Raw genomic sequence first — 22,166 nt, 5'->3', positions numbered from 1 at the left:
CCCGGGGGAGGGGGTGGTGCAACATTGGGTCACCCTGCGGCGGCGCAGCGCAGGGTGCCCATGGGACTGCCGCACGAAGCACGGTTGACCGTGGATATCATCGCGTTGGCCGAAGAGTTCGGACCCTATGCATTGCCCTCTCGGCGATGCCTGCATCGCCGAGAGGGGGTGTCGCATGATCACCGGGCTGCTGAACAACAGCGGTTGGCAGGTAAATCACAAGCGCCCCTCTCGTGGTTTGCGAACAAACCATTGTCGGGCAGTGGTCGAACGGATCTGGCGACGGGAGGGGCTGAAGGTCCCGCAAAAACAACCCAAGAAGGGTAGGCTCTGGCTCAATAAAGGGTCGTGCGTGAGGCTTCGGCCGGAGCGTCCGAACCATGTCTGGTCCTATGATTTCGTGCAGGACCGGACGCATGACGGGCGTATCTTCCGCACGCTGAATATCATTGACGAATTCACGAAGGAGGCGCTGGTGATCCGCGTCAAACGCGGGCTCAACTCAACGGATGTGGTAGATGCCTTGACTGATCTGTTCATCCTGCGAGGGCCGCCGGAATACATAAGGTCCGACAATGGCGCCGAATTTATCGCCAAGAAAGTGCGGGCATGGATCGAGGACGTTGGCGTTGACGGCATTCATCGCCCTAGGTTCACCGCGGGTAAATGGATGTTGCGAGAGCTTCAACGCACGGTTCCGGGATGAGATGCTTAATGGCGAGGTCTTCACCACATTGCGCGAGGCTCAGATCCTGATCGAGAGATGGCGTCGGCATTACAACACCGTAAGGCCGCACAGCGCCTTGGGCTACCGGCCGCCAGCGCCTAAAAGCACCGTCCGATAGACCAGAGGCCAACGATGCACTAACATTCAAACCGGACCACTTGATGGGGGCATACCAACCACGCGGTCTGATGCCTATGTCGAAAAGCGCTTGACTGAGACGTCCTCGTTACCGAAGTCCTGAGCCTAGGCGCTAAACATGACCGGGCACTTTGCGCCATCAAATAAATCATATGTGGTCGCACCGACGACGAAATCATATGCCTTGGAGTGACCAAAGGCGCCAACGACGATAAGATCGGCTCCTTTTTGAAAGGCGGTTTGGTTTATAACGTCTGCAACGCCTTTGGTTGTTCCATCTCTTTGCTCCAGCGAGACCTTCAGTCCGTGCCGTGCATACATATTGGCAAGCTCAATTGTATCGGATGTTTCAAGCGTGACCGGTTGCGCCGCGCCCACTTGCAGGATGCAGAGCGCTGCACCGTCATCAACAACCGTCAAAAGATCGTGTGACGCCCTCGCCGCTTCGCGCGTATTGCTCCAACCCAACAGGATGTTTTCACCGACTGTCGGCCCCTCATACCCCAGTGGCACTATGATGACAGGGCGACCGCTGTCTCGAATGACAGTGATACGCGCATTGTGCTGGTCATAGCGTTCGGCTTCACTGTCCTTTTGGGACATGATTACCAAGTCAACGGTCCGCGCGCTTTCCACCATTCTATCTGTAGCCAAAGTCGATTGTGCCTTCAAAAGTCGCCATTCACTGGGGAAGTCTTCGTTTTTCGTGTAGGTATCAAAGATATCCCTGATGGCCTCAGCTTCTTCAGCCTGACTTTTGTTGAAAGAGGGAAAAGCGGGGGCCGGGATATGCATCGCGATGCCCGGATATATCGTTAAAGCCTCCAATGTGTGAAGTCCGACGAGATGTGCATTGTGCTTGCGCGCAAGCGGCACTGCCAGCTTCATCAGAGTCTCAGCATGTTCCCGGGTTGTCAGGCAAATGAGGATTGTCCCTAGACTCATTATATCGCGACCTTTCTCGGTCAATTTGTCAGAAATGGTGCCAGAACTCTATCAGGTGATCTGTATGGCTCACTGATCTAGATCAACACTAACTCTGAAACACCGTGAACGTCAGGTTCAGCAGTTGATGTCCTTAAAGCTAAGCGTTCCCGCAAAGCCTTCTGACCATGCTACGTCAGGGTGGTGTCATGTGTGGACAGCTGACAATGCCCCACAGCGACCTACGCCCCCGTCCCCTGTCCACCAGGTTTCGTGTTGCGACTAGTCATGCGCTGGTGACTAGCCCCTGTCGCCTCTATCTGATGGTTCGGCGAACCAGATCCATGCCTGACCAAGAAAGAGTGGAACTAGGCTTGCAGCGGTCGCGAGAACGAGACCATCACGCCCTGGGTTAGGCAGTCCCAAGAGGTCGGCCAACGGAGGAATCCATAGTGCAAAGCCTAACAACCCCAAACAAAGTGCTATGGCCCCCCAGATATATCCATTGCGCGTGACCTCGTTGCGCAACAGCCCAGCATCGTGATCTCTTACGTTAAACACGTTCCAAAGCTGCGCCAGCGCAAGGGTGAGAAAGGCCACTGTAGCTGCCGGACCAGCTTCAAGGCCCAGCCAGAAAAGCGCACAGGCGAAAGCACCCAAAGTGGATATCGTGACAAGCGCGCCAAGAATGCCAATCAGAATCCAGCACCGGCGGTTGATGATGGCTTCCGCTGGGTCGCGAGGCGGTTTGGTCATCACGTTCTCATCGCCCTTTCCCAGCCCCAATGCGAAGGCTGGGAAGACATCGGTAACAAGGTTCAGAAACAAGATTTGCAGCGGCAGAAGCGGCATTGGCAAGCCCGCGCCTACGGCCAAACCCACGATCAGGACTTCGCTGACATTGCAGGACATGAGGTAGATTACGAACTTGCGAATGTTGTCAAAGATAGTCCGCCCCTGTCGCATGGCTGCAATGATGGTCGCGAAGGCGTCATCTTGTAAAATCATATCAGCGGCCTCCTGGGCCACCTGCGTGCCGCGTTGGCCCATGGCAATACCTATGTCGGCCTTCTTCAACGCCGGCGCATCATTTACACCGTCGCCTGTCATAGCAACGACATGCCCCGCGTCCTGAAATAAGGACACAAGCATGAGTTTCGTCTCGGGCGAGACTCGCGCAAAAACGTCCACTTCCAGGATACGTTTACGGTCATCTTCACTAATGGTTTTCGGATCAAATCCATCAATTTCGCTGCTTTCAACGACCGACAGTTCGCCGTCCCCAAGGCTTGCCTCCCGCGCAATGGCCTCGGCGGTGTCTGCGTGATCGCCCGTCAGCATGACCACACGCACCCCTGCATTGCGGCTCGCTTCTATAGCGTGTGGCACGTCTGCACGGACAGGATCGAGCAAACAGACCAGCCCAACAAGTGTGAGGCTTTCATAAGGATCAGCATCCTTTGATGCCTTCTCTTTCATCGCGAGGGCCAACAGGCGCAACCCGTCCTGCGCTGCCTGAGAATTGCGATCTATCCACTTTTGGCGCGCGTCATCGGTCATATCCTGGGCGCCGTCTTGCCCGATCACTTTTGTACAAACGTCGAACACCGCCTCGGGTGCACCCTTTATGGCGAAGAGATGGCCGTCGTTAGCCCTATGCACGGTAGCCATCATCTTCCTGTTAGGATCGAAGGCATGGTTTTTAACCTCCGGGTTATGCTCGAGAAGGCTCTTCCGCGATGCTCCAAAATCACCTGCAACCGACAGCAGCGCGATTTCCATCGGATCGCCGCTCCGGCTGTCTTTCGAGCCGTCCCCAAGCACTGCATTGTTGCAAAGCGCTCCGATCCGGAGCGCCCACGCCATCGGGCTATAGGGCTCCGGCCCTTCGGTTGCCGCGCAGGCTTCGACATCCACATCCCCAGTGGCAAGTAAATACCGGACGACCGTCATGCGATTCTCGGTCAGCGTGCCGGTCTTATCAGTCAGGATCACCGTTGTGGCCCCCAGCGTCTCGACCGAGGACAACCGGGTAATCAACGCATTGCGCTGGCTCATCCGCAACATGCCGCGCGCAAGGCTGAGAGTAGCGACAACCGGGAGACCTTCGGGCACGGAGGCTATCGCAAGCGCAACCCCGGTTTGCACCATGATTGCCACGTCGTGCCCTCGCAGAATACCTGCAACAATGGTCAACGCCGCAAGCGCTAACGTCAGCCAGACAAGGCGATGGCCCAGCTTGTCAAGGCGACGCTCCAAGGGCGCGACCTCACCTTCTGCGTTTTGCGCTAGGTCACTGATGCGGCCAAGCTCCGTCTCCATGCCCGTCGCGGTCACGATCCCTTCACCTGCACCTTGAGTAATCGCTGTGCCCTTGAACGCCATGCTTAGACGGTCACCGAGAGCGGACTCCTTGTCCACTGGCTCAGTGTTTTTCGTCACCGGCGCGGATTCGCCCGTCAGCACGGATTCGTCTGCATGCAGGTTCGACGCTTCACTCAGCCGAAGATCAGCCGTAACGACATCACCAGCCTCAAGGATCACAACATCGCCAGGAACCAGTTCGTGCGCATCAATCATGCGGACCTCACCGCCACGGCGCACCTGTGTGCGGACCTCGGCAATATGCATCAACGCTTCTATGGAACGGGTTGCTTTAAACTCGGAAATGAATCCGATGGCCGCATTGAGGATCAACACGAAGGCGATGGCGACGCCTTCGGCGATGTCACCCATAACGAAGGACATCACGGCCGCGGCGGTCAAAAGCAATACGATAATGCTTTTGAACTGATGTAAAAGAATTGCCAGCGCACTTTTCTTTTTCTGTCGGCGCAGGCGGTTCGGCCCATGCGCCTCCAGCCGCTTTTTCACCTCATCCGCACCTAGCCCAGTCTTCAGATCAGTCTCCAGCTTCTCCGCCAGTTTCTGAAAAGTCATGCAAAAAGCGGCATCGGTTGAGTCCTTGGACACACTGTATCTCCATTGAGCAAGGTGCCGAAAGCGGCTCCGCCTAGAAGTATAATATCCGAGCAGGGACGGCACAGCTTTAATGCAGATCAACGAATAAGAGCCGAAAAACGCTTCAGCGCCTGACGGGTTTTGCGATCGTGAGTGGACGCGACTTTCAGCGAACCTTATCCACGAATTGGGTAACGGCGAACTTGCTGGTCCGGTCAATGCCGACAAAGAGATAGATCTTACCTTCAGCGGCCTGCACTTCGGCAATGTCGATGTGAAAGAACCCGCCTCTCGGCGATGCACACATCGCCTGCCGGCCAAAGGATTGTAGATAAGCCGTTACTCGCGGGACATTTCCTTTAGCCTCTCAGGATATGGAAGAAGGAGATGTTGATAACCAAGGATCAACGCTAGATTCAGCGCAAGCTGCGGATACTGAGATACGCAGAAGAAATTGGTCACGTTGCGAAAGCCTGCCGTTATTTTGGGATTGGCCGATCCAGTTTCTATCGGTGGCGGCAAGCCTACGGTGAACGCGGCGAAGCGGGCCTGATCAACGCGCCGCCGATCCCCGCTTCTTTATGGCCGCGCAGAAACTTCGCCCTGTGCCGCGGAGAGGAGCTTCAGTTCGTCAGCGGACGTGGCGCATGACGCATTCTTGTTGCTAGGCTCCAGACTCGTTAATTTTCATAGCCAGAACATCACGGTGGCGGCGAGGGATACGGCTGCGAGATAGACCTTCGGGCACCTGTCGTAGCGCGTGGCAACCCTTCGCCGGTCCTTCAATCGCCCGAACATGATCTCGATCTGTTACCTGACAGCGTATGTTTACATGCGTGAGAAGGCTGCTGCGGCGTTGACAACCTCGCCTGAACCGATGGGCACCCTTTGTGGCTGCGCATTGCGCACACGCCCCCAAATCATACGCCACCGGGGGCGCGGGGACTGGCGCTTCAAGGAACACGCGATGGCCGAAGGATAACACGCCGATGACTGTCTTTTGATCATTTGAGTGCGCTTTCCAGATGCAAGGCGCGTCGCGAAAGACGAAAGTGACGCCGCATCGCGATATCTGCGCCGCCTGAGGGCGGGCGGCATATGCGCGGGCAACCCAGATTCACGCTTGCACGCAAGGCAGGGGTGCCGCGCCAGTTTCAAGGACGTTTTCGCAAGATGAGGCCCAATCAACCGAGCGCGGCGACAGGCTTGGCGCGACAAAGGCGTGAGGCGAACACTCTCGCCCGCCTCAGGTCGCCCCAGAACCGTCTGGTTCGAGCCCCCCAAAGCTTTCGCATCTTTCAAACAGCAGGTCCTTTGCTTTTCACGTGGGTAGGAACATGACTCAGATTGCTGCGCCTGATCTTACGGTCGTCGTGCCGACCTATAATGAGCGCGAAAATGTCCGAGAGCTGGTTCGGCTTTTGGACCGTGCGCTTGGCAAGATCGTCTGGAGCGTCGTCTTTGTCGATGACGAAAGCCAAGACGGAACGGCGGACGAAGTGCGCCAGCTGTCACAGACAGACCCCCGCGTCAAACTGATCCACAGGGTCGGACGCCGGGGCCTTGCCGGGGCCTGTATCGAGGGCATCCTTGGGTCAGAGGCCCCGGTCGTCGCCGTCATGGACGGGGATCTGCAGCATGATGAACGTCGCTTGGCCGATATGTATCAGATCATGCAGGACTCGCAGGACACAGATCTGGTCATCGGCTCTCGCAATGTGACGGGCGGCACCTCGGGCGACGGGTTGTCGCGCGTGCGCAAATGGGGATCAGATCGGGCCACCGCCTTGGTCAAGCGGCTCTTGGGGCTGGCGGTGAGCGACCCGATGAGCGGCTTTTTCATGCTGCGCCGCCGTGCCTTCAACGAGGTCGTCTGCGGGCTGCAAACACATGGGTTCAAGATCCTCGCTGACATGCTGTCGGCGGCGCAAGGGCGCTGGAAGGTCGTGGAAATTCCCTATCAGTTCCGCGCGCGAACCGCAGGAGAGTCGAAGATGTCGATCAATGTGTCGCTGGAGTTTCTGGCGCTGCTTATCTCGCGCATGACCGGTGGCGTGCTGCCCGTGCGGTTCGTATTGTTCCTGTTTGTCGGGGCGACAGGCCTGTTTGTGCAACTTGCGGTGATGCGGCTGGCCATGCTGGTGCTGGGCGAAGAGTTCGTCTGGGCTCAGGGGATTGGTGTTCTGGTCGCGATGACCTCTAATTTCATGCTCAACAATATGATCACCTATCGCGAACGCAGGCTGAAAGGGGCCGCATTTCTGCGCGGTCTGGTGTCGTTCTATCTGGTCTGCACGGTCGGGGCTGTTGCCAATATTGCTGCGGCGACCGCGCTGTTTCACTTTTTGCCATTGTGGTTTGTCGCCAGCAGCATCGGCGCGATTATCGGCGCTTTGTGGAATTTCTGGGCTAGCCTGATCTTCACGTGGCGGGCGACCTAAACATGGCCCCGGCTGGCTTTACGGGCGCCACACGGCCATCCAATCTCTGGGTGCGGAACGGCCTGCCAACGCTCCTACTTATCTCGGTCGCCACGCTAGCGTTTCACGCGGCCCTCGCGCTTTGGGTGCCAGTGTTTCAAGATGAAAGCTACTACGCGCTTTGGGCCACAAGACCCGCGATTGATTATTACGACCACCCGCCGATGATCGCCCTATGGATCTGGGCGGGGCGTGCGATTTTCGGGACCACTTTTTTGGGTGTGCGGGTTGTATCGGTTCTTACGCTCGCGCTGGTGCCCGCAATGGTCTACCGGATCGCGTGGCTGGTGTCGCACGATCGGCGCACCGCACAGGTTGCAGCCCTTTTCTACGCAACGATGACGACCCCGATCGTGCTGGGCTTTTCCTCCACGCCGGATTCGCCCTCGGTGGTCTTTTGGGCCTTCTCAACAATGGCCCTGTTCGAGGCGATCAAAGACCCTGCGCGCAAATCAACCGGCTGGTTCGCGATATTCGGCGTGGCCTTGGGGCTGGGTGTGTTGTCGAAGTTCACAAACCTTTTCCTAATCTTGGGAATCGGAATGTGGCTAATTTTCACGCGACCAGGGCGACGCATCTTTGCCCGGTCCGGCGCGTGGGTCGCGATCGGGGCCACTGTCGTGACGGTGCTGCCGTTCTTGATCTGGAACGCGCAGCATGAGTGGTATGGGTTTCAGCGCCAGTTTTCCCGCCTTGATGTGGGGGCGCTGCCGCATTCGGCCTACGCAACCTATCTGGTGATAATTCTCGTCACGGTTCTGCCGCCGCTGCTGTGGTTTCTTGGGCGCGGCGTAATGCGCACAAGCACGCGCAGCGCGATCCTGCTGTGGCTCAACCTACCGCTGTTGATCTACTTCGCCTTCCATTCATCGCACGCGCGGGTTCAGGCTAACTGGCTCGCCCCGGTCTTTCCCGCGTTGAGCGTGATGTGTGCGCTCGGCGCGCCCCAGTATCGCAAGGTGGCTATCTATTTTGCAGCCGGGGTTTCGGCGCTTTTCTCGGTAATTGCCTTGGGGCTGGCCCTCTGGCCGGGGCCGCCGGTCTTTCCGGGCGACAACCCGTTCAATCAAACCAAGGGCTGGGCACAGCTTTCCAATCGGCTTGAGGCGTTTGCACACGCCAACAACGCACGCTGGATCGCGGTTACTGATTATGGAACGACAGGAGAACTGGCCTTCCATATCTCCACTCTCCCGGTCTGGTCGATCACACAGACAATGCGCTACAATTTTCGCGGCGACTTCCCCAAGGCGCTCTGCGAGCAGCCCGCCTTGTTGATCGAGCACGGAATGGGACCGACTGCGTCGAGCGCGCAATTCGATGTTACCAGCTCAGCGATCGTCTTTCACAGGGTGTCCGCGGGCATCCCGATTGCGGATTACACCGCAACAGTTGTGCAGCAACTCAAAGACTGCCCGCCACCCAGCGAATAGGCTCAGGGCTCATTAATCGGCTTGCTATGACCTTTGCCGAAGATGGCGGTTCCGATGGAACCCCGATCTTTCGCGCAGACAACGAAGGCCGATAACACGAACCACCGACCGAAGCAGAACACACAGGAGCGCCGAGACGATATCGAGCGCGTTTTGAATGAACTCGCACAGTCCGAGCCCAGTATCTTTTTCTCCCCGACAGAGATCGCGGCACGATCCGGCTCAGCCTTCAACAAGGTCCGTGACTCCGACAGTCTACGCAGGGCGGTCCAACGGGTTCTGGAGGCCTTGGAAAAGACAGCTCAGGCTGAGCGCGGTGAAACAGGGTATCGTATCGCGCAAAGCGCGATCACCGAGAATGTGAGCGACCCCGCCAAATAGCGTCGGAAGATGGCGCACCTTCCTCGCCGGAGGGTGCGCCGTTCGCCGCAAGGCGTTGGCTCCCAGCCTGAAGGCGCTCCATCTCGCCTTCGAAATGATCCAGCATAGACGATCCCAGCTTTCTCAGGTCGGCAAGGGGAATAGCCGAGAAGTCATAATCCGCAAGGCGAAACCGAATGCAATGCCGAGAGGAATGAGCGAGAAGTGTATCCAGAGATTTATCGAGTTTTTCGTTCATTGGTCTTTGTTCCTATGTCCAGTTTTGAAGGCGCACAACGGATAAAATAGTCATTTTATCCCTCCTCCAAAACGGCAAGGTATGGCACTGTTTTCGTTCCGGCATTCCGTGAAGACGTTTTCGCCAAAGTGCGAAACGGCAAGCCGCATGGCAAAAGCGGGGCAGACGGCGGCACATCTTCGCTACATAACCCGCGTCTCCGCCGCGAGGGAGGTTGTCCGTGCGAGATTAGGCAGCGACACAGATCAGCAACATGCAAACACTGCCGAGCAAGATGCGCGAAAGCGGAAGGGCAGAGCGTGTGAGCGGTTCATCGTGGCACTCCCCGTGGAAGCTTCCGCCGCACAGCGTTCAGAACTTGCGAGCGCGTTTGCCGAGTCCCTTACACAAGGCCGAGCGAGCTACATCCTCGCCATCCACGACAAGGCCGGGAACGACGTCAGCAATCCCCACTTCCATCTCGTAGCATTCGACCGGCACGAAAAGACCGGGGGACCAGGGCGACCACGTAGCGTTCTCGGGATCGCGCGAAAGAACGCCGTTGAGCTTTGGGCAGAGCGTTGGGCCGATATTCATAATCGAAAAATGCGCGAATGGGGCTTCGGACCCGAATGCGCCATCAGCCATCTTTCATTTGAAGACCAAGGCATTGACCGCGTTCCAGAGATTCACGAAGGCCCCGCCTCCCGCGCAATGAGCAACCGTGGAGAAACGGCAACCAGCAAGCCGGAATGGAGTCGGATCGACGCGGGACGAACCCGCGCCGAAGCAAACGACATGATCCGGGAAATCAACCAACTCACCAAGGAGAAACAAAATGACTCAGGCAATCGACTGGAAGGCACAGATCGAGGAAATCAGGATGAAGGCGACAGCCGCCGCCCGCCATTCGGAAAGGACGGTCGGCGGGCTGGCCGAGGCCCTCTCGGAGACGGCAGCCCAGTCCAGAACGCTTGCCAGCATCGACAAGGGGCAGCGGGAGATCAACAGCCGCCTTGGAGCGCTGGAACAGGCCCTCAGGGCCAAGACAGGCCGCCTGGAGGCTCACCAAGCGAACAGACAAGCGGCCTTCCGACGCGGCTCCTGTGCAGCCTGATTGGCCTCCTGTTCGGCGTGGTCGTGTCAGGCGTGTTTTTCTGGAACTGATCCTCCTGCGCGACACGCTCCGGGCGCGGCTTGCGACTCTTGGTGGTCGCCGCCTACCCTTACCGGCTCAAAATACAAAACCACTCGCATCTCGGAATCCTGCGCAGCGGCCGGTCGAAAGGCGAAGTCATAGGATTGTGGAGCGCGACAGGACCGTCTAAATCTCACGTTTCAGAAAGCGCCTTTTCCTTGGATTTCAGAAGCGCAAGCATCATTTCATTATTACTTTCTATCTCACCGGATAAATCGATTGATGCTTCTGTATGGATTGGAGCAAGGTCAAGATCATCCAATCTTCTTTTGCTCGCCTTTCGTCCATATGAGAACCGCCATTTGTGAAGAACATTGAACAATGCAGCGTAGTAAACAAGTTCGGTGTGAGTGAGTTCAACAAGTGGTGAGAAGATCGTGCAAGAATCGCCACCATTACCCTTTGGCAAAAACGCGTTAGCGTGCACCGTGGCATGACCGAGGCCAGAGACGCAAATCGCGGGACCAGCAAAGACCTTATCTTCATCGAAAGGCTCGACATAAGCGACAATGCCGTTATTTAACTCGGTATTCGTAACGAACGGGATTTTACCTGTCGTGTAGTCATCCACACTTTTTGATCGGGCAACCTCAACTCTAAATATTTCACATATCTTCATTTGATACCTCCTGAGCCTCTTGAAAAGATCGCCGCATTTCCTGGAAAACAAGTTCTGAGTAAATCGCACCCATCTCAGCCCTGATCTGATCGTTAGCCAATAATGGGTGGTCCAAATAAAATTGCGGTATGATCTCCAAATGATCATCATCCACGTCGATTACTTTTTGCTGAAGCACGCCCGGCGTCTCGGCAATATCGTTAGACCCAGTCAGAAACGACTTGATCTGCGGGGTGAGTTCTTCGAGTTGAGATACTCTACCGTGCGGCAGTCGTCTTTTCTTGAGTTTGAGGAAGCCATCATCGCTTATCCGCGAAAAAAGGGTTTTCTGCGTTTTGGAGTGGGGCTGACCTTTCTTCAATACAATAATCAGCGGTTCTACCGACGCCTGTGGATAGAAGAGATCATTTGGAAAGGATACTACCGCTAATACCGTGTTCCTTTCTAAGAGACGCTTCCTCCAAGCAAGGTCCGGTCCTCCAGAATACATGACAGAAAGCGGCAGAACTGCGAGGAGCAAACCACCGTCAACCATTTGGTTGAGCGCATGATCTACAAAAGTATATTCCTGTTCGTCGTCCCGCTTCAGAGCAAATGGCGGATTCATCAGAGTCTTTGACACCGATAGACGATCGGCTGGCTCTTTAGTATATTCTGCGCTGACCTCGCCGTTCCTGATTTTCCTCGTTAGATGCAGCGACAAGCAATCGTCATTGATGATGTTGCTCTTTCCGTCTCCTCGGAAGACCATGTTGACGATAGCAAGTGAAGCCACATTTGCTTGCTGCTCAACTCCAAATATCCGATGTTTTTTGAACATCTCGACGTCGTCTGGATATTCTTGACGAATTTTGTCATATGCGGCGACAAGAAACCCTCCCGTCCCACAGGCCGGATCATACACGAGGTCATTGGAGTTTATGTCCAGAATCTCGACAGAAAATTCCGTAATGTGACGAGGAGTAAGAACAATGCCAATGTCTTTTGCCCCATTTCCGTATTTCAGGAAAACTTCGTAGAACTTTCCAAGAAGATCATGACTTCCGTCCATAGCTGCCTTGATGTTTATCTTTCTCAGCAAGAAGAACACCTTCACCACCGCCGCCTTATATTTTGCCTTCGCAGCGTCTTCATGAGGTAGTCTAAGCTCTATATATTCAGCAAACTCTCGCTTCGAGTGATTTATCAAAACATCTTCAGCCCTATTATTTATATCCTTAATGAATACATCGGGTGAGGCATTGAAATTCGGTAACGTATCTGAGACCATCGCCAATAGAACTGAAGACATTACTGTGGCGCGAAGATCCTTGTTAATCGACGCCTTGTGAAGCTCCCCATTGATTTGTTCGGCAATATTCAGAAGGACAACCTCATCAGTCACCAAGGTGTTAAGGATGTTGGTTTGGTTGTCTGCCAAGTGCATCGCCTGTGATGGCGAAAGAAATCCAGTTATGGGTTTTCCGTTGTATTCGACGATCTCAACGGTGCCGTCCGGGAGAATAGCGCCAGTCCTGACAATGTAACCTTGTTCATCAGAACCTGCTACACCGGTGACTATTGAGGCGGTCAAGAGACTCGTATTTGCGTTAATATCTTTGGCGTATTTAACGGCCTCATTGAAAGCGACATCAATCTTGCTGAGATCGCCTTTTGCTTCAATCACCCAATAGGCGTCTTCCCGAACCTTGACGACATACTCCGGCTTCTGTCGTCCAAGGCCGGCAGCGAGTTCGGGGTGGTCCAAGCATTCTTGCTGCGAGTAAAGCTGACCAGCCGCATCCCTATTTGGGTTCCTTACATTCCAGCCAAAAGCCTTCAGATCATTCTTAATAAATACATAGGATGAAAATTCTGACGTTCTTGGCATGTTGTTCCCACTCGATGAAAGTTTTTTTGTTTAGCCGTTTATGGCTTCTCTTCGCCGATGCGGCAAGTGCCGACGCGGCATGAACATGCTGAAAGATTGCAGTGTCCATTATCGCTGGTTTCAGCATTTCTTGACTTGGTGAAAGTGATCCATACACGAACCAGTGGCTGTTGAAATGCTACGCCAAGTGGTGTCATTCGATCTCCGCAAACATCTGGATCACACGTCGGTTGACTTCTTTCGTGCGCGTCTCTGGGTCCGCATACACTTCAAACTCACCCATGGCCCACATACCCCATTGTTCAAGCAGTTTGTGGCGTTCATGAACCAGCATAGAGCGGTTGTAGGCTTGCGCGGTCTTTGAGCCGATAGCGTGGGCAAGCACCATTTCGGCCACGTCGTCGGGGGCGGCGGCATCCTCGCGCGCCCACGTTCGAAACGCGGCCCGCATCCCATGCACCGTGACTCCTGGCACGTGAGTTTGAAGCAGCTTCCGCATCGTGTTGTCCGAGATCGGTTTCTTTGGATTGCTCGGCGATGGGAAGACGAGGGGGCTGGCTTTGGTGCGATGTTCACCCGCCGCCCATAGCACTTCTCGCGCATGCTTGGTGATTGGGACAACGAACTCGTTGCGCGTCTTCATCAACTCGGCAGGAATGGTCCATTCGGTTAGAGCCGCATCAAACTGGTCCCAGCGCGCATGCCGCACTGACCCGGAACGTAAGGCAGTGAGAATGGTGAAACGGAGCGCCAACGCGCCGACAACGGTTTGTTGGGACAGTTTTTCCATCAACTCCGGCAGATCGTGATAGTCTATCGCCGAAAAGTGCTCTGTCTTTTGCCTCTGAGGGCGCATCGAACCGAGTAGTCCGGTGGCAGGATTTCCCGTCTTCCGATATCCACGACCGCAGGCGAAATCGAAGACAACCGAAATCCGTTGAAGCACCCGGCGGGCAGTCTCCGGCTTGGTCATCCAGATAGGATCAATGACTGCTTCAATGTCGTCTTGATGAATCTCGGAGACAGTCAGCCTGCCCAGCGTCGGAAAAGCATAGGTTTCAAGTGCTTGAATCCATTGCGCGATATGCTTGCCGTTATTCTTGTTGTCCTTGAACTTCCGCTCATGAACAATGTTGGCAAGCTCCTGGAAGGTTGTCGCCTTCCCCTCGTCTTCGCGCGTTCGCACCTTCGGATTACCCCCGCCTCGCGCAATCTGTCGAAGCTCGAACGCCTTGCCCCGCGCGTCCGCCAGCGACACCAGATTGGCCGATCCGAGTCCGTAATCCCGTCGACGTCCTCGAATCACAGTTCGAAGTATCCATCGGCGCGCTCCGGACAGATCAACTTTCAGGTAGAGACCGCCGCCATCCGCGTGTCGTCCGGGACCAGCTTTTCGCACAAACGCGGCATTCAGCTTTTTTTCGACGTGCGGTCCGGCCTTCACACGCCGCTCTGATTTAGGAAATGTTGAACCGTCCATATCTCAACCCTCATTTTGTCCCACATTATTTGCGGGAGGTTTGGGGCCAGGTGTTGACGAGAACTTGTCTAAAACCAGTATATGTGGGGTTTTTCTATTTCCACGCCCTCACGAAAAGAGGTTTATGGCGGAGACGAAGGGATTCGAACCCTCGAGACCCTTCCGGGCCTACTCCCTTAGCAGGGGAGCGCCTTCGACCACTCGGCCACATCTCCGCTGATCCGTATATTGACCGAGCCTTGGGGAAACAAGCGCTTTTTCGCGCTTTTTTTGTGCGGCTTTGAAATCGGCTTTTGGAACACTTCATGCCAAGCGCGCAGGCGCGACATGTTGGGCTAAAGGTTGACGGCGGCGCTTTCGACCACCGCTTCCATCGCGACATAGCTTGAGGTCGCGTGCACATGGGGCAGCGCGGAAATCTGGTCGCCCATCACCCGGCGATATTCGGCGATATTGCGCGTGCGCACTTTCAGGAGATAGTCGAACCCCCCTGCAATCATGTAACATTCTTCAATCTCGGGCACGGCACGCACGGCGATGTTGAACCGTGTGAGCGCCGCCTCGCGGGTGTCGGACAGGCGCACCTCGACATAGGTGACATGGCTTAGCCCCAGCTTGATCGGCGAGAGCATCGCGCGATAGCCCGCGATCAGGCCGCCGTCTTCAAGCACCTTGATGCGCGCCGCAACCGGGGTTTTGGACAGACCCACGCGACGCGCCAGATCGGTGATCGAAATACGGGCATTTCGCTGCAATTCATGGATGATTTTCCGGTCAATTGCATCAAGCTGCATCGGTTTGTCCATTTTCGCCCTCAATTATGGTCAATTTCACTGTCATACTGGCCGCTTTTGGGGCCACGCGCTAGATGAATGACGGTATTGCGATAAAAACCTTAGGGAGATCGCGCGATGACTGACCAATTCTCTGCCTTTACCACTCAAGCGAAATACAGCGATGAGCCCGCGCTGATCGCGGCGCTTCAGGCACAGGCCGCCCTGCCCGACGCGACCCGCACGGCGATCTCGGCGCGCGCGGCTGGATTGGTGCGGCGCATCCGCACCGAAGCGCAGCCCACACTGATGGAGCATTTTCTGGCGGAATACGGGCTATCCACCAGCGAGGGCGTGGCGCTGATGTGTCTCGCCGAGGCGATGCTGCGCGTGCCCGATGCCGACACGGTCGATGCGCTGATCGAGGACAAGATCGCGCCGTCTGATTGGGGCAAACATCTGGGCACGGCGTCGTCCTCGCTGGTCAATGCCTCGACCTGGGCCTTGATGCTGACGGGGCGTGTGCTGGACGATGAAAAACCCGGTGTGGCGGGCGTTCTGCGCGGCGCGATCAAGCGTCTGGGCGAGCCGGTGATCCGCGCCGCCGTGACGCGCGCGATGAAGGAGATGGGGCGTCAGTTCGTGCTGGGTGAGACCATTGAAAAGGCGCTCGATCGTGCGAAAACCCGCGAAACCCAAGGCTACACCTATAGCTATGACATGCTGGGCGAAGCGGCGATGACGGCGGGCGATGCCGCGCGCTACATGCGCGCCTATTCCAACGCGATTGCGGTGATTGCGAAAGCCTGCACCAAGGGCTCGGTCGAGGCCAATCCGGGCATCTCGATCAAGCTCTCGGCGCTGCATCCGCGCTATGAAGTCGCCCAATCCGAGCGCATCATGTCCGAGCTGGTGCCGATGGTACGCGATCTGGCGCGGCAGGCGAAAGCGGCTGGAATGGGGCTCAATATCGACGCCGAGGAACAGGACCGGCTGGTGCTGTCGCTGCGTGTGATCGAGGCGGTTCTCAGCGATCCCGAGTTGGCAGGCTGGGACGGGTTTGGGGTGGTCGTGCAGGCCTATGGCAAACGCGCCGGGCTGACGATCGACTGGCTGCATGCGCTTGCGACCCGGCTGGATCGGCGCATCATGGTGCGGCTGGTGAAGGGCGCCTATTGGGACACCGAGATGAAGCACGCTCAGGTCGAGGGCCTGCCCGGTTTCGCGCTGTTTACCTCGAAATCGGCCACCGATGTCAGCTATATCGCCAATGCCAAAAAGCTGCTGGGATATAGCGACCGGATCTATCCGCAATTTGCCACGCATAACGCCCATACGGTCGCGGCGATCCTTGAAATGGCCGATGGCGAAGCGTTCGAATTCCAGCGCCTGCATGGCATGGGCGAGCGGCTGCATGACATCGTGATCAAGCAGACCAAGGGCCGCTGCCGGATCTACGCGCCAGTGGGTGCGCATCGCGATTTGCTGGCCTATCTGGTGCGGCGTCTGCTGGAAAATGGCGCAAACAGTTCGTTCGTGCACCAGATCGTCGATGAAGAGGTCGCCCCCGAAGACATTGCGCGCGATCCCTTTGACGAGGCCCATATCGCCCCCGCAGGTCTGCTTGCGCCCGGCGATCTGTTTGGCGCGCGCGGCAACTCAACGGGTTTCGATCTGACCGATACCGAGACACTGGCGCGGATCGAAGCCGCGCGCGATGTGTCCATTCCCGATGCCACTCCGCTGACTGTGATGCCCGCCTCGGGTGAAACGATCCCGGTGCGCAACCCGGTGAGTGGCGAGATCGTGGCGCAGGTCACGCAGGCCGACGCGGCCACTGTCAGCGCGGCGATTGAACAAGCCCGCCCTTGGGATGCGACCCCGGCTGAGCGCGCCGACATCCTGCGCCGCGCCGCCGATCTTTACGAAGAGAATTTCGGGGGGATCTTTGCTACGCTCGCGCGCGAGGCTGGAAAATCGCTGCCTGACGCCGTGGGCGAGCTGCGAGAAGCCGTTGATTTCCTGCATTATTACGCCACTCAAGGCGAGGCTCTCACTGCCACCCCGCGCGGCATCATCACCGCAATCAGCCCGTGGAACTTCCCGCTTGCGATTTTTAGCGGACAGATCGCTGCGGCGCTGATGGCGGGCAATGCGGTGTTGGCCAAGCCAGCCGAGCAGACCCCGCTGATCGCAGCGATTGCCGTGCGGCTGCTGCATCAGGCAGGCGTGCCGGTCTCGGCGCTGCAACTGCTGCCGGGCGATGGGGGCACGGTCGGCGCGGCGCTGACCAGCGATGCGCGGATCAATGGCGTGGTCTTCACCGGCTCGACCGAGACCGCCAAGCTGATCCAGAAATCCATGGCCGATCATCTTGATCCCGGCGCGCCGCTGATTGCGGAAACCGGTGGGCTGAACGCAATGATAGTGGATTCGACCGCCCTGCCCGAGCAAGCCGTGCGCGACATCGTGGCCTCGGCCTTCCAATCGGCGGGTCAACGTTGCTCGGCACTGCGCTGTCTTTACGTGCAAGAAGACGTCGCCCCGCATCTTATCGAGATGATCAAGGGCGCGATGGATGAGCTGCGCGTCGGCGATCCTTGGCAGCTAAGCACCGATGTCGGCCCGGTCATCGACGATGAGGCGCAGGCGGGCATTGCCGAATATCTCAAGACCAATGCGAACCGCGTCATCCATCAGGTCAGCGCCCCCGAACGCGGTCACTTCATCGCGCCCAGCCTGTTGCGCGTCGAGGGAATCGCCGATCTGGAGCGTGAGATTTTCGGCCCCGTTCTGCATGTCGCCACCTTCCGAGGTGCGGATCTGGATCGGGTGATCGAGGCGATCAATGCCAAGGGCTACGGGCTGACATTCGGGCTGCACACCCGTATCGACACCCGCGTGCAAGAGGTGAGCGATGCGATCAAGGTGGGCAATGCTTATGTGAACCGCAACCAAATCGGTGCGGTGGTGGGGAGCCAACCCTTTGGTGGAGAAGGGCTTTCGGGGACTGGACCGAAGGCGGGCGGGCCAAACTATGTGCCGCGCTTTGTGCTGGATGCGCAGGTCACAACGCCCGAGCGCGAGCAAATCCTCCCCGGCCCGACGGGCGAATTGAACCGGCTTAGCCTTGATCCGCGCGAGCCGATCTTGTGCCTTGGCCCGGATGTCGAAGCGCAGATCGCAGCCGTCGAGGCGCTTGGCGGGTGCGCGCTGCGCGATGCCAACGTCACGCCTGAGACATTGGAAACACGCGCCGGAATTTCGGGCGTTATGTGGTGGGGCGATGCAACGACCGGGCGCGCAATGGCCCAAGCGCTGGCGCGCCGCCCCGGCCCGATCGTGACCCTGATCACGGGCCAACCCGATATCGGCCATCTCTATCACGAGCGTCACCTGTGCATCGACACCACCGCTGCAGGGGGCAATGCCGCCCTGCTCGCGGGCTAAACCGCACATAAAAAAGCGCCGGGCAAGTTCCCTGCCCGGCGCGAATTTTGTAAATATTCAGCAGCGCGCCAGACGCGCCCGCCCCTTAGCCCAAAGCGTCGTTGCAACGCTTGCAGGTGCCGGGGTGTTTGTGGCTGCCGACATCGGGCAGGATCTTCCAGCAGCGCTGGCATTTCTGGCCCATCGCACGCTCAAACACCACCGCAACGCCGGGTTGTTCCGGCAGACGGAAGGCTTCGCTTGGCGCCGGGTCGGTGGTGACAGAGATCGACGAAACGATGCACTGATCGGCAAAAGCAACCGAGCGCAGCGCATCGGCCAGCTCGCTATCTTCGACATGCACCACCGGCGCTGCCTCTAGCGAGGCACCGATTTCCTTGGCCGAACGCTGCACCTCAAGCGAGGCCGTCACGACGCGACGCGCACGCCGGATACCGTCCCATTTCTCGGCCAGCACCGCGTTGCGCCAATCATCAGGCACCTCGGGCATGTCTTGCAGGTGGACCGAGGATTGATCGCCGGGGAAGCGCGACAGCCACACATCCTCCATCGTGAAGACGAGGATCGGTGCGAACCACGTCGTCAGGCAGTTGAACAGGTGGTCCAGCACGGTGCGCGCGGCACGCCGACGGGTGGCGTTGGCCGGGTCGCAATACAGCGCATCCTTGCGGATGTCGAAATAGAACGCCGACATTTCCACCGTGCAGAAGGTGAAAAGCGTCTGGAATACGCCTTGAAAATCAAAGCTCTCATAGCCTTTGCGCACTTCCACATCAAGTTCGGAGAGGCGATGCAGCACCCAACGCTCCAACTCGGGCATATCGCGCGGGATCACCCGCTCGTCCTCGGAATAGCCCTCAAGATTGCCCAGCATGAAGCGCAGCGTATTGCGCAGACGGCGATAGCTATCCGCCACGCCTTTCAGGATTTCAGGCCCGATGCGCTGATCGGCGGTGTAATCGGTCTGCGCCACCCAAAGACGCAGGATATCCGCGCCGTATTGCTTGATGATCTCTTCGGGCACGATGGTGTTGCCGATGGACTTGGACATTTTCATGCCCTTCTCATCGAGCGTAAACCCGTGCGTCACCACGTTGCGATAGGGCGCGCGGCCCAAGGTGGCACAGCCTTGCAGCAGCGAGGAATGGAACCAGCCGCGGTGTTGGTCGGTGCCCTCCATATAAACATCAGCAATGCCATCCTTGGTGCCATCGGCGCGGTCGCGCAGCACAAACGCATGCGTCGAGCCGGAATCGAACCACACATCGAGAACGTCAAACACCTGCGTGTAAGCGGCCGGGTCGACCAGCCCGTCGAGCACCTTTTCCTTGAACCCGTCTTGATACCAAACATCCGCACCGTTGGTCTCAAACGCAGCTGCGATGCGGGCGTTGACCTCGGCATTGCGCAGCAGGAAATCGGGGTCGGTCGGCTTGGCCCCGGTCTTGACGAAACAGGTCAGCGGCACGCCCCAGGCGCGCTGGCGCGAGAGCACCCAGTCGGGGCGCGTCTCGATCATCGAATGTAGGCGGTTGCGGCCCTTTTCAGGGGTGAACTTGACCAGCTCTTCGATGGAGGTCAGCGCGCGTTTGCGGATCGTGTCGCCATAGGCGCCCATGCCGTCGTCGAGTTTATGATCAATTGCGGCAAACCATTGCGGTGTGTTGCGATAGATCAGCGGCGCTTTGGAGCGCCAGCTATGGGGGTAGCTATGCTTTATCTTGCCCTTGGCCAGCAGCGCGCCCGCCCAAGCCAGTTGCTTGATATTGCTAACATTCGCGGGGCCATCCTTGCCGTCTTGGGCAATGATCGCCTCGCCGCCAAACAGCGGCAGATCGGCGCGATAGCTGCCATCAGGCTCGACATTATAGGTCATGGGCAGGCCGAATTTCAGGCCCATCTGATAGTCGTCATCACCATGGCTGGGCGCGGTATGCACAAAGCCCGTGCCTGCCTCATCGGTGACGTGATCGCCCGGCAGCAGCGGGATGTCGTAATCCCACTCGCCCTGCGCACCTTCGACGCCAGCATAGGGGTGCGACAGCGTCAGCCCCTCAAGCTCTTGCGCGCTGACATCGCGAACGCGCGTGAAACTCTCGACCTTGGCCTGCTCCATCACACTTTGTGCCAACGCATCAGCCAGCATCATCAACTCGCCCTCGACAGCGGTCGATTTCTCGCCAAGCGTGTCGACGCGGTACAGACCATAGGCAATCGCCGGGCTGAACGAGACAGCGCGGTTTTGCGGGATCGTCCACGGCGTGGTCGTCCAGATCACAACGCTCGCCTGATGCAACTGATCGGCCAAAAGCGCCTGATCGGCATCGTCATATTCGACCGGATCATCCGTCGGCATCGTCGCATTGCCGCCGCGGCGCACCTTAAAGCGCACCCAGATCGTATGGCTGGTGTGATCGTGATATTCGACCTCAGCCTCAGCCAGCGCGGTCTTTTCAACCGGCGACCACATCACGGGTTTGGACCCCTGATACAGTGTGCCATTCATCAGGAATTTCATGAACTCCTCGGCGATCACCGCCTCGGCGTGGAAATTCATCGTCAGATAGGGATCGTCCCAGTTGCCATAGACGCCCAGACGCTTGAATTCCTCGCGTTGGATATCGACCCACCCTTCGGCGAATTTGCGGCATTCCTGACGAAAATCGACGATATTCACCGCGTCCTTATCGAGCCCGTTGGCGCGATACTGTTCCTCGATCTTCCATTCGATCGGCAGGCCGTGACAATCCCAGCCCGGCACATAGCGCGCATCTTTGCCCATCATCTGATGGCTGCGCACGATGATATCCTTGATCGTCTTGTTCAGCGCGTGACCGATATGCAGATGCCCGTTGGCATAGGGAGGGCCGTCATGCAGCGTAAAGGACGTGCGCGACCCGTCTGCGTTTTTCTCACGCAGTCGGTCATAGATGCCGATCTTTGCCCAATGGGCCAACCATTCAGGCTCACGCGCTGGCAGACCTGCACGCATCGGGAAATCAGTCTGCGGCAGGAAAACGCTCTCGCGATAATCGGGGGCGCTTTTGTCGGTCGTCTTATCGGAACACATAGAATTTCGTCCTTGGGGAAGGGATCAGCGCAGCTTTCCGCGCCTTTGACATGGCTCATCCATCCCGGCGACCCTGATGTATCAGAGTGCCGGGCCAATAATTCGTGATATATGGGCCTGCCAAAACATAGCGATCTTATAGGCGCGCCCCGCCAAGGCAGCAAGCGCCTATGACGCGTTGCCTGCGCAACGGAGTGTCCAGAATCCAATCAAATCCGCCCAGTTGGACGTTTGTGGTTTTGGTTTTCGCCCAGCCTCATTGATTTTGGATATTAACCACCAAAATCGGCGCCCTTTTGGGGCGCCGTTTTTGTATTCTTTTTGGATTGTTTATAGAGATGATTTTGATCGCTTCTTACTAGGTTTGGCGGTGACCTACTCTCCCACGTCTTAAGACGCAGTACCATTGGCGCGACGGCACTTAACGGCCGAGTTCGGGATGGGA

At 57.4% G+C, this 22,166-nt stretch carries 11 protein-coding genes, 1 tRNA gene, 1 rRNA gene and 4 pseudogenes; 7 read left to right on the top strand and 10 right to left on the bottom strand.

Going from position 1 to position 22,166, the window contains the following annotated elements; genetic code table 11:
• Positions 1–845 (top strand): annotated as a pseudogene (locus QZ571_RS16145) (IS3 family transposase); the annotation flags it as partial.
• A 125-nt stretch (positions 846–970) separates the two neighbouring features.
• Here the strand turns inward: QZ571_RS16145 and QZ571_RS16140 are convergent.
• Together QZ571_RS16140 and QZ571_RS16135 are read right to left on the bottom strand one after the other, a co-directional pair.
• Positions 971–1,753 carry a universal stress protein gene (locus tag QZ571_RS16140; RefSeq protein WP_295536933.1) on the bottom strand — a complete coding sequence of 261 codons (783 nt, stop codon included), beginning with the start codon at positions 1,751–1,753 and terminating at the stop codon, positions 971–973.
• A gap of 336 nt (positions 1,754–2,089) precedes the next feature.
• A complete protein-coding gene (locus QZ571_RS16135; RefSeq protein ID WP_295536931.1) occupies positions 2,090–4,762 on the bottom strand; it encodes a cation-transporting P-type ATPase in 2,673 nt (890 codons plus the stop codon).
• Positions 4,763–5,164: 402 nt separating this feature from the next.
• Between QZ571_RS16135 and QZ571_RS16130 the strand changes: the two are divergent.
• A pseudogene (locus tag QZ571_RS16130) lies at positions 5,165–5,323 on the top strand (helix-turn-helix domain-containing protein); the annotation flags it as partial.
• Between the two features lie 114 nt (positions 5,324–5,437).
• On the opposite strand, the pseudogene QZ571_RS16125 reads toward QZ571_RS16130, so the two are convergent.
• Positions 5,438–5,566: pseudogene (locus tag QZ571_RS16125) on the bottom strand (IS5/IS1182 family transposase); the annotation flags it as partial.
• A 521-nt stretch (positions 5,567–6,087) separates the two neighbouring features.
• Here QZ571_RS16125 and QZ571_RS16120 point away from each other — a divergent pair.
• The 4 genes and pseudogenes from QZ571_RS16120 to QZ571_RS16105 all read left to right on the top strand — a co-directional run bounded on the left by QZ571_RS16120 (position 6,088) and on the right by QZ571_RS16105 (position 10,378).
• On the top strand, positions 6,088–7,191 hold the full coding sequence (locus tag QZ571_RS16120) for a glycosyltransferase family 2 protein (RefSeq protein ID WP_295536929.1): 1,104 nt from the start codon (positions 6,088–6,090) through the stop codon (positions 7,189–7,191).
• A 2-nt stretch (positions 7,192–7,193) separates the two neighbouring features.
• Entirely contained in the window at positions 7,194–8,663 is a 1,470-nt protein-coding gene (locus tag QZ571_RS16115) for a glycosyltransferase family 39 protein (protein ID WP_295536927.1), read from the top strand.
• A gap of 700 nt (positions 8,664–9,363) precedes the next feature.
• Positions 9,364–9,927: pseudogene (locus QZ571_RS18530) on the top strand (MobA/MobL family protein); the annotation flags it as partial.
• Between the two features lie 172 nt (positions 9,928–10,099).
• Positions 10,100–10,378 (top strand): hypothetical protein, encoded by a 279-nt coding sequence (locus tag QZ571_RS16105; RefSeq protein WP_295536923.1) that lies wholly within the window; start codon positions 10,100–10,102, stop codon positions 10,376–10,378.
• A 214-nt stretch (positions 10,379–10,592) separates the two neighbouring features.
• Here QZ571_RS16105 and QZ571_RS16100 read toward each other — a convergent pair whose 3' ends face one another.
• The 5 genes from QZ571_RS16100 to QZ571_RS16080 form a co-directional block, all read right to left on the bottom strand.
• A complete protein-coding gene (locus QZ571_RS16100) occupies positions 10,593–11,078 on the bottom strand; it encodes a hypothetical protein (protein WP_295536922.1) in 486 nt (161 codons plus the stop codon).
• On the bottom strand, positions 11,065–12,948 hold the full coding sequence (locus QZ571_RS16095; protein WP_295536921.1) for an N-6 DNA methylase: 1,884 nt from the start codon (positions 12,946–12,948) through the stop codon (positions 11,065–11,067). Before QZ571_RS16095 ends, QZ571_RS16100 begins: the two co-directional genes overlap by 14 nt.
• Before the next feature lie 193 nt (positions 12,949–13,141).
• Positions 13,142–14,428: a site-specific integrase gene (locus tag QZ571_RS16090; protein WP_295536920.1), complete on the bottom strand. Its 1,287-nt coding sequence runs from the start codon at positions 14,426–14,428 to the stop codon at positions 13,142–13,144.
• Between the two features lie 125 nt (positions 14,429–14,553).
• Positions 14,554–14,643 (bottom strand) — tRNA-Ser (locus tag QZ571_RS16085).
• 120 nt (positions 14,644–14,763) lie between these two features.
• A complete protein-coding gene (locus QZ571_RS16080; protein WP_295536919.1) occupies positions 14,764–15,234 on the bottom strand; it encodes an Lrp/AsnC ligand binding domain-containing protein in 471 nt (156 codons plus the stop codon).
• 105 nt (positions 15,235–15,339) lie between these two features.
• Between QZ571_RS16080 and putA the strand changes: the two genes are divergently transcribed.
• Positions 15,340–18,651 (top strand): bifunctional proline dehydrogenase/L-glutamate gamma-semialdehyde dehydrogenase PutA, encoded by a 3,312-nt coding sequence (gene putA / locus QZ571_RS16075; protein ID WP_295536918.1) that lies wholly within the window; start codon positions 15,340–15,342, stop codon positions 18,649–18,651.
• A gap of 85 nt (positions 18,652–18,736) precedes the next feature.
• On the opposite strand, the gene ileS is transcribed toward putA, so the two are convergent.
• A complete protein-coding gene (gene ileS, locus QZ571_RS16070; protein ID WP_295536916.1) occupies positions 18,737–21,721 on the bottom strand; it encodes an isoleucine--tRNA ligase in 2,985 nt (994 codons plus the stop codon).
• A 362-nt stretch (positions 21,722–22,083) separates the two neighbouring features.
• Positions 22,084–22,166, bottom strand: a 5S ribosomal RNA gene (rrf, locus tag QZ571_RS16065); the annotation flags it as partial.

The sequence above is a fragment of the uncultured Thioclava sp. genome, assembly GCF_913064665.1.
In the GTDB taxonomy this organism is placed as follows: Bacteria; Pseudomonadota; Alphaproteobacteria; order Rhodobacterales; family Rhodobacteraceae; genus Thioclava; species Thioclava arctica.
Note: the sequence above shows the minus strand (reverse complement) of the source record. Positions and strands in the feature narration are given on the sequence as shown.

What these genes read in the sequence shown, in the direction of transcription:
- QZ571_RS16140 (WP_295536933.1), bottom strand. Translation starts at nt 1,753, where the DNA reads ATGAAGCTGGCAGTGCCGCTTGCGCGCAAGCACAATGCACATCTCGTC.
- QZ571_RS16120 (WP_295536929.1), top strand. Translation starts at nt 6,088, where the DNA reads ATGACTCAGATTGCTGCGCCTGATCTTACGGTCGTCGTGCCGACCTAT.
- QZ571_RS16115 (WP_295536927.1), top strand. Translation starts at nt 7,194, where the DNA reads ATGGCCCCGGCTGGCTTTACGGGCGCCACACGGCCATCCAATCTCTGG.
- QZ571_RS16105 (WP_295536923.1), top strand. Translation starts at nt 10,100, where the DNA reads ATGACTCAGGCAATCGACTGGAAGGCACAGATCGAGGAAATCAGGATG.
- QZ571_RS16100 (WP_295536922.1), bottom strand. Translation starts at nt 11,078, where the DNA reads ATGAAGATATGTGAAATATTTAGAGTTGAGGTTGCCCGATCAAAAAGT.
- QZ571_RS16095 (WP_295536921.1), bottom strand. Translation starts at nt 12,948, where the DNA reads ATGCCAAGAACGTCAGAATTTTCATCCTATGTATTTATTAAGAATGAT.
- QZ571_RS16090 (WP_295536920.1), bottom strand. Translation starts at nt 14,428, where the DNA reads ATGGACGGTTCAACATTTCCTAAATCAGAGCGGCGTGTGAAGGCCGGA.
- QZ571_RS16080 (WP_295536919.1), bottom strand. Translation starts at nt 15,234, where the DNA reads ATGGACAAACCGATGCAGCTTGATGCAATTGACCGGAAAATCATCCAT.
- putA (WP_295536918.1), top strand. Translation starts at nt 15,340, where the DNA reads ATGACTGACCAATTCTCTGCCTTTACCACTCAAGCGAAATACAGCGAT.
- ileS (WP_295536916.1), bottom strand. Translation starts at nt 21,721, where the DNA reads ATGTGTTCCGATAAGACGACCGACAAAAGCGCCCCCGATTATCGCGAG.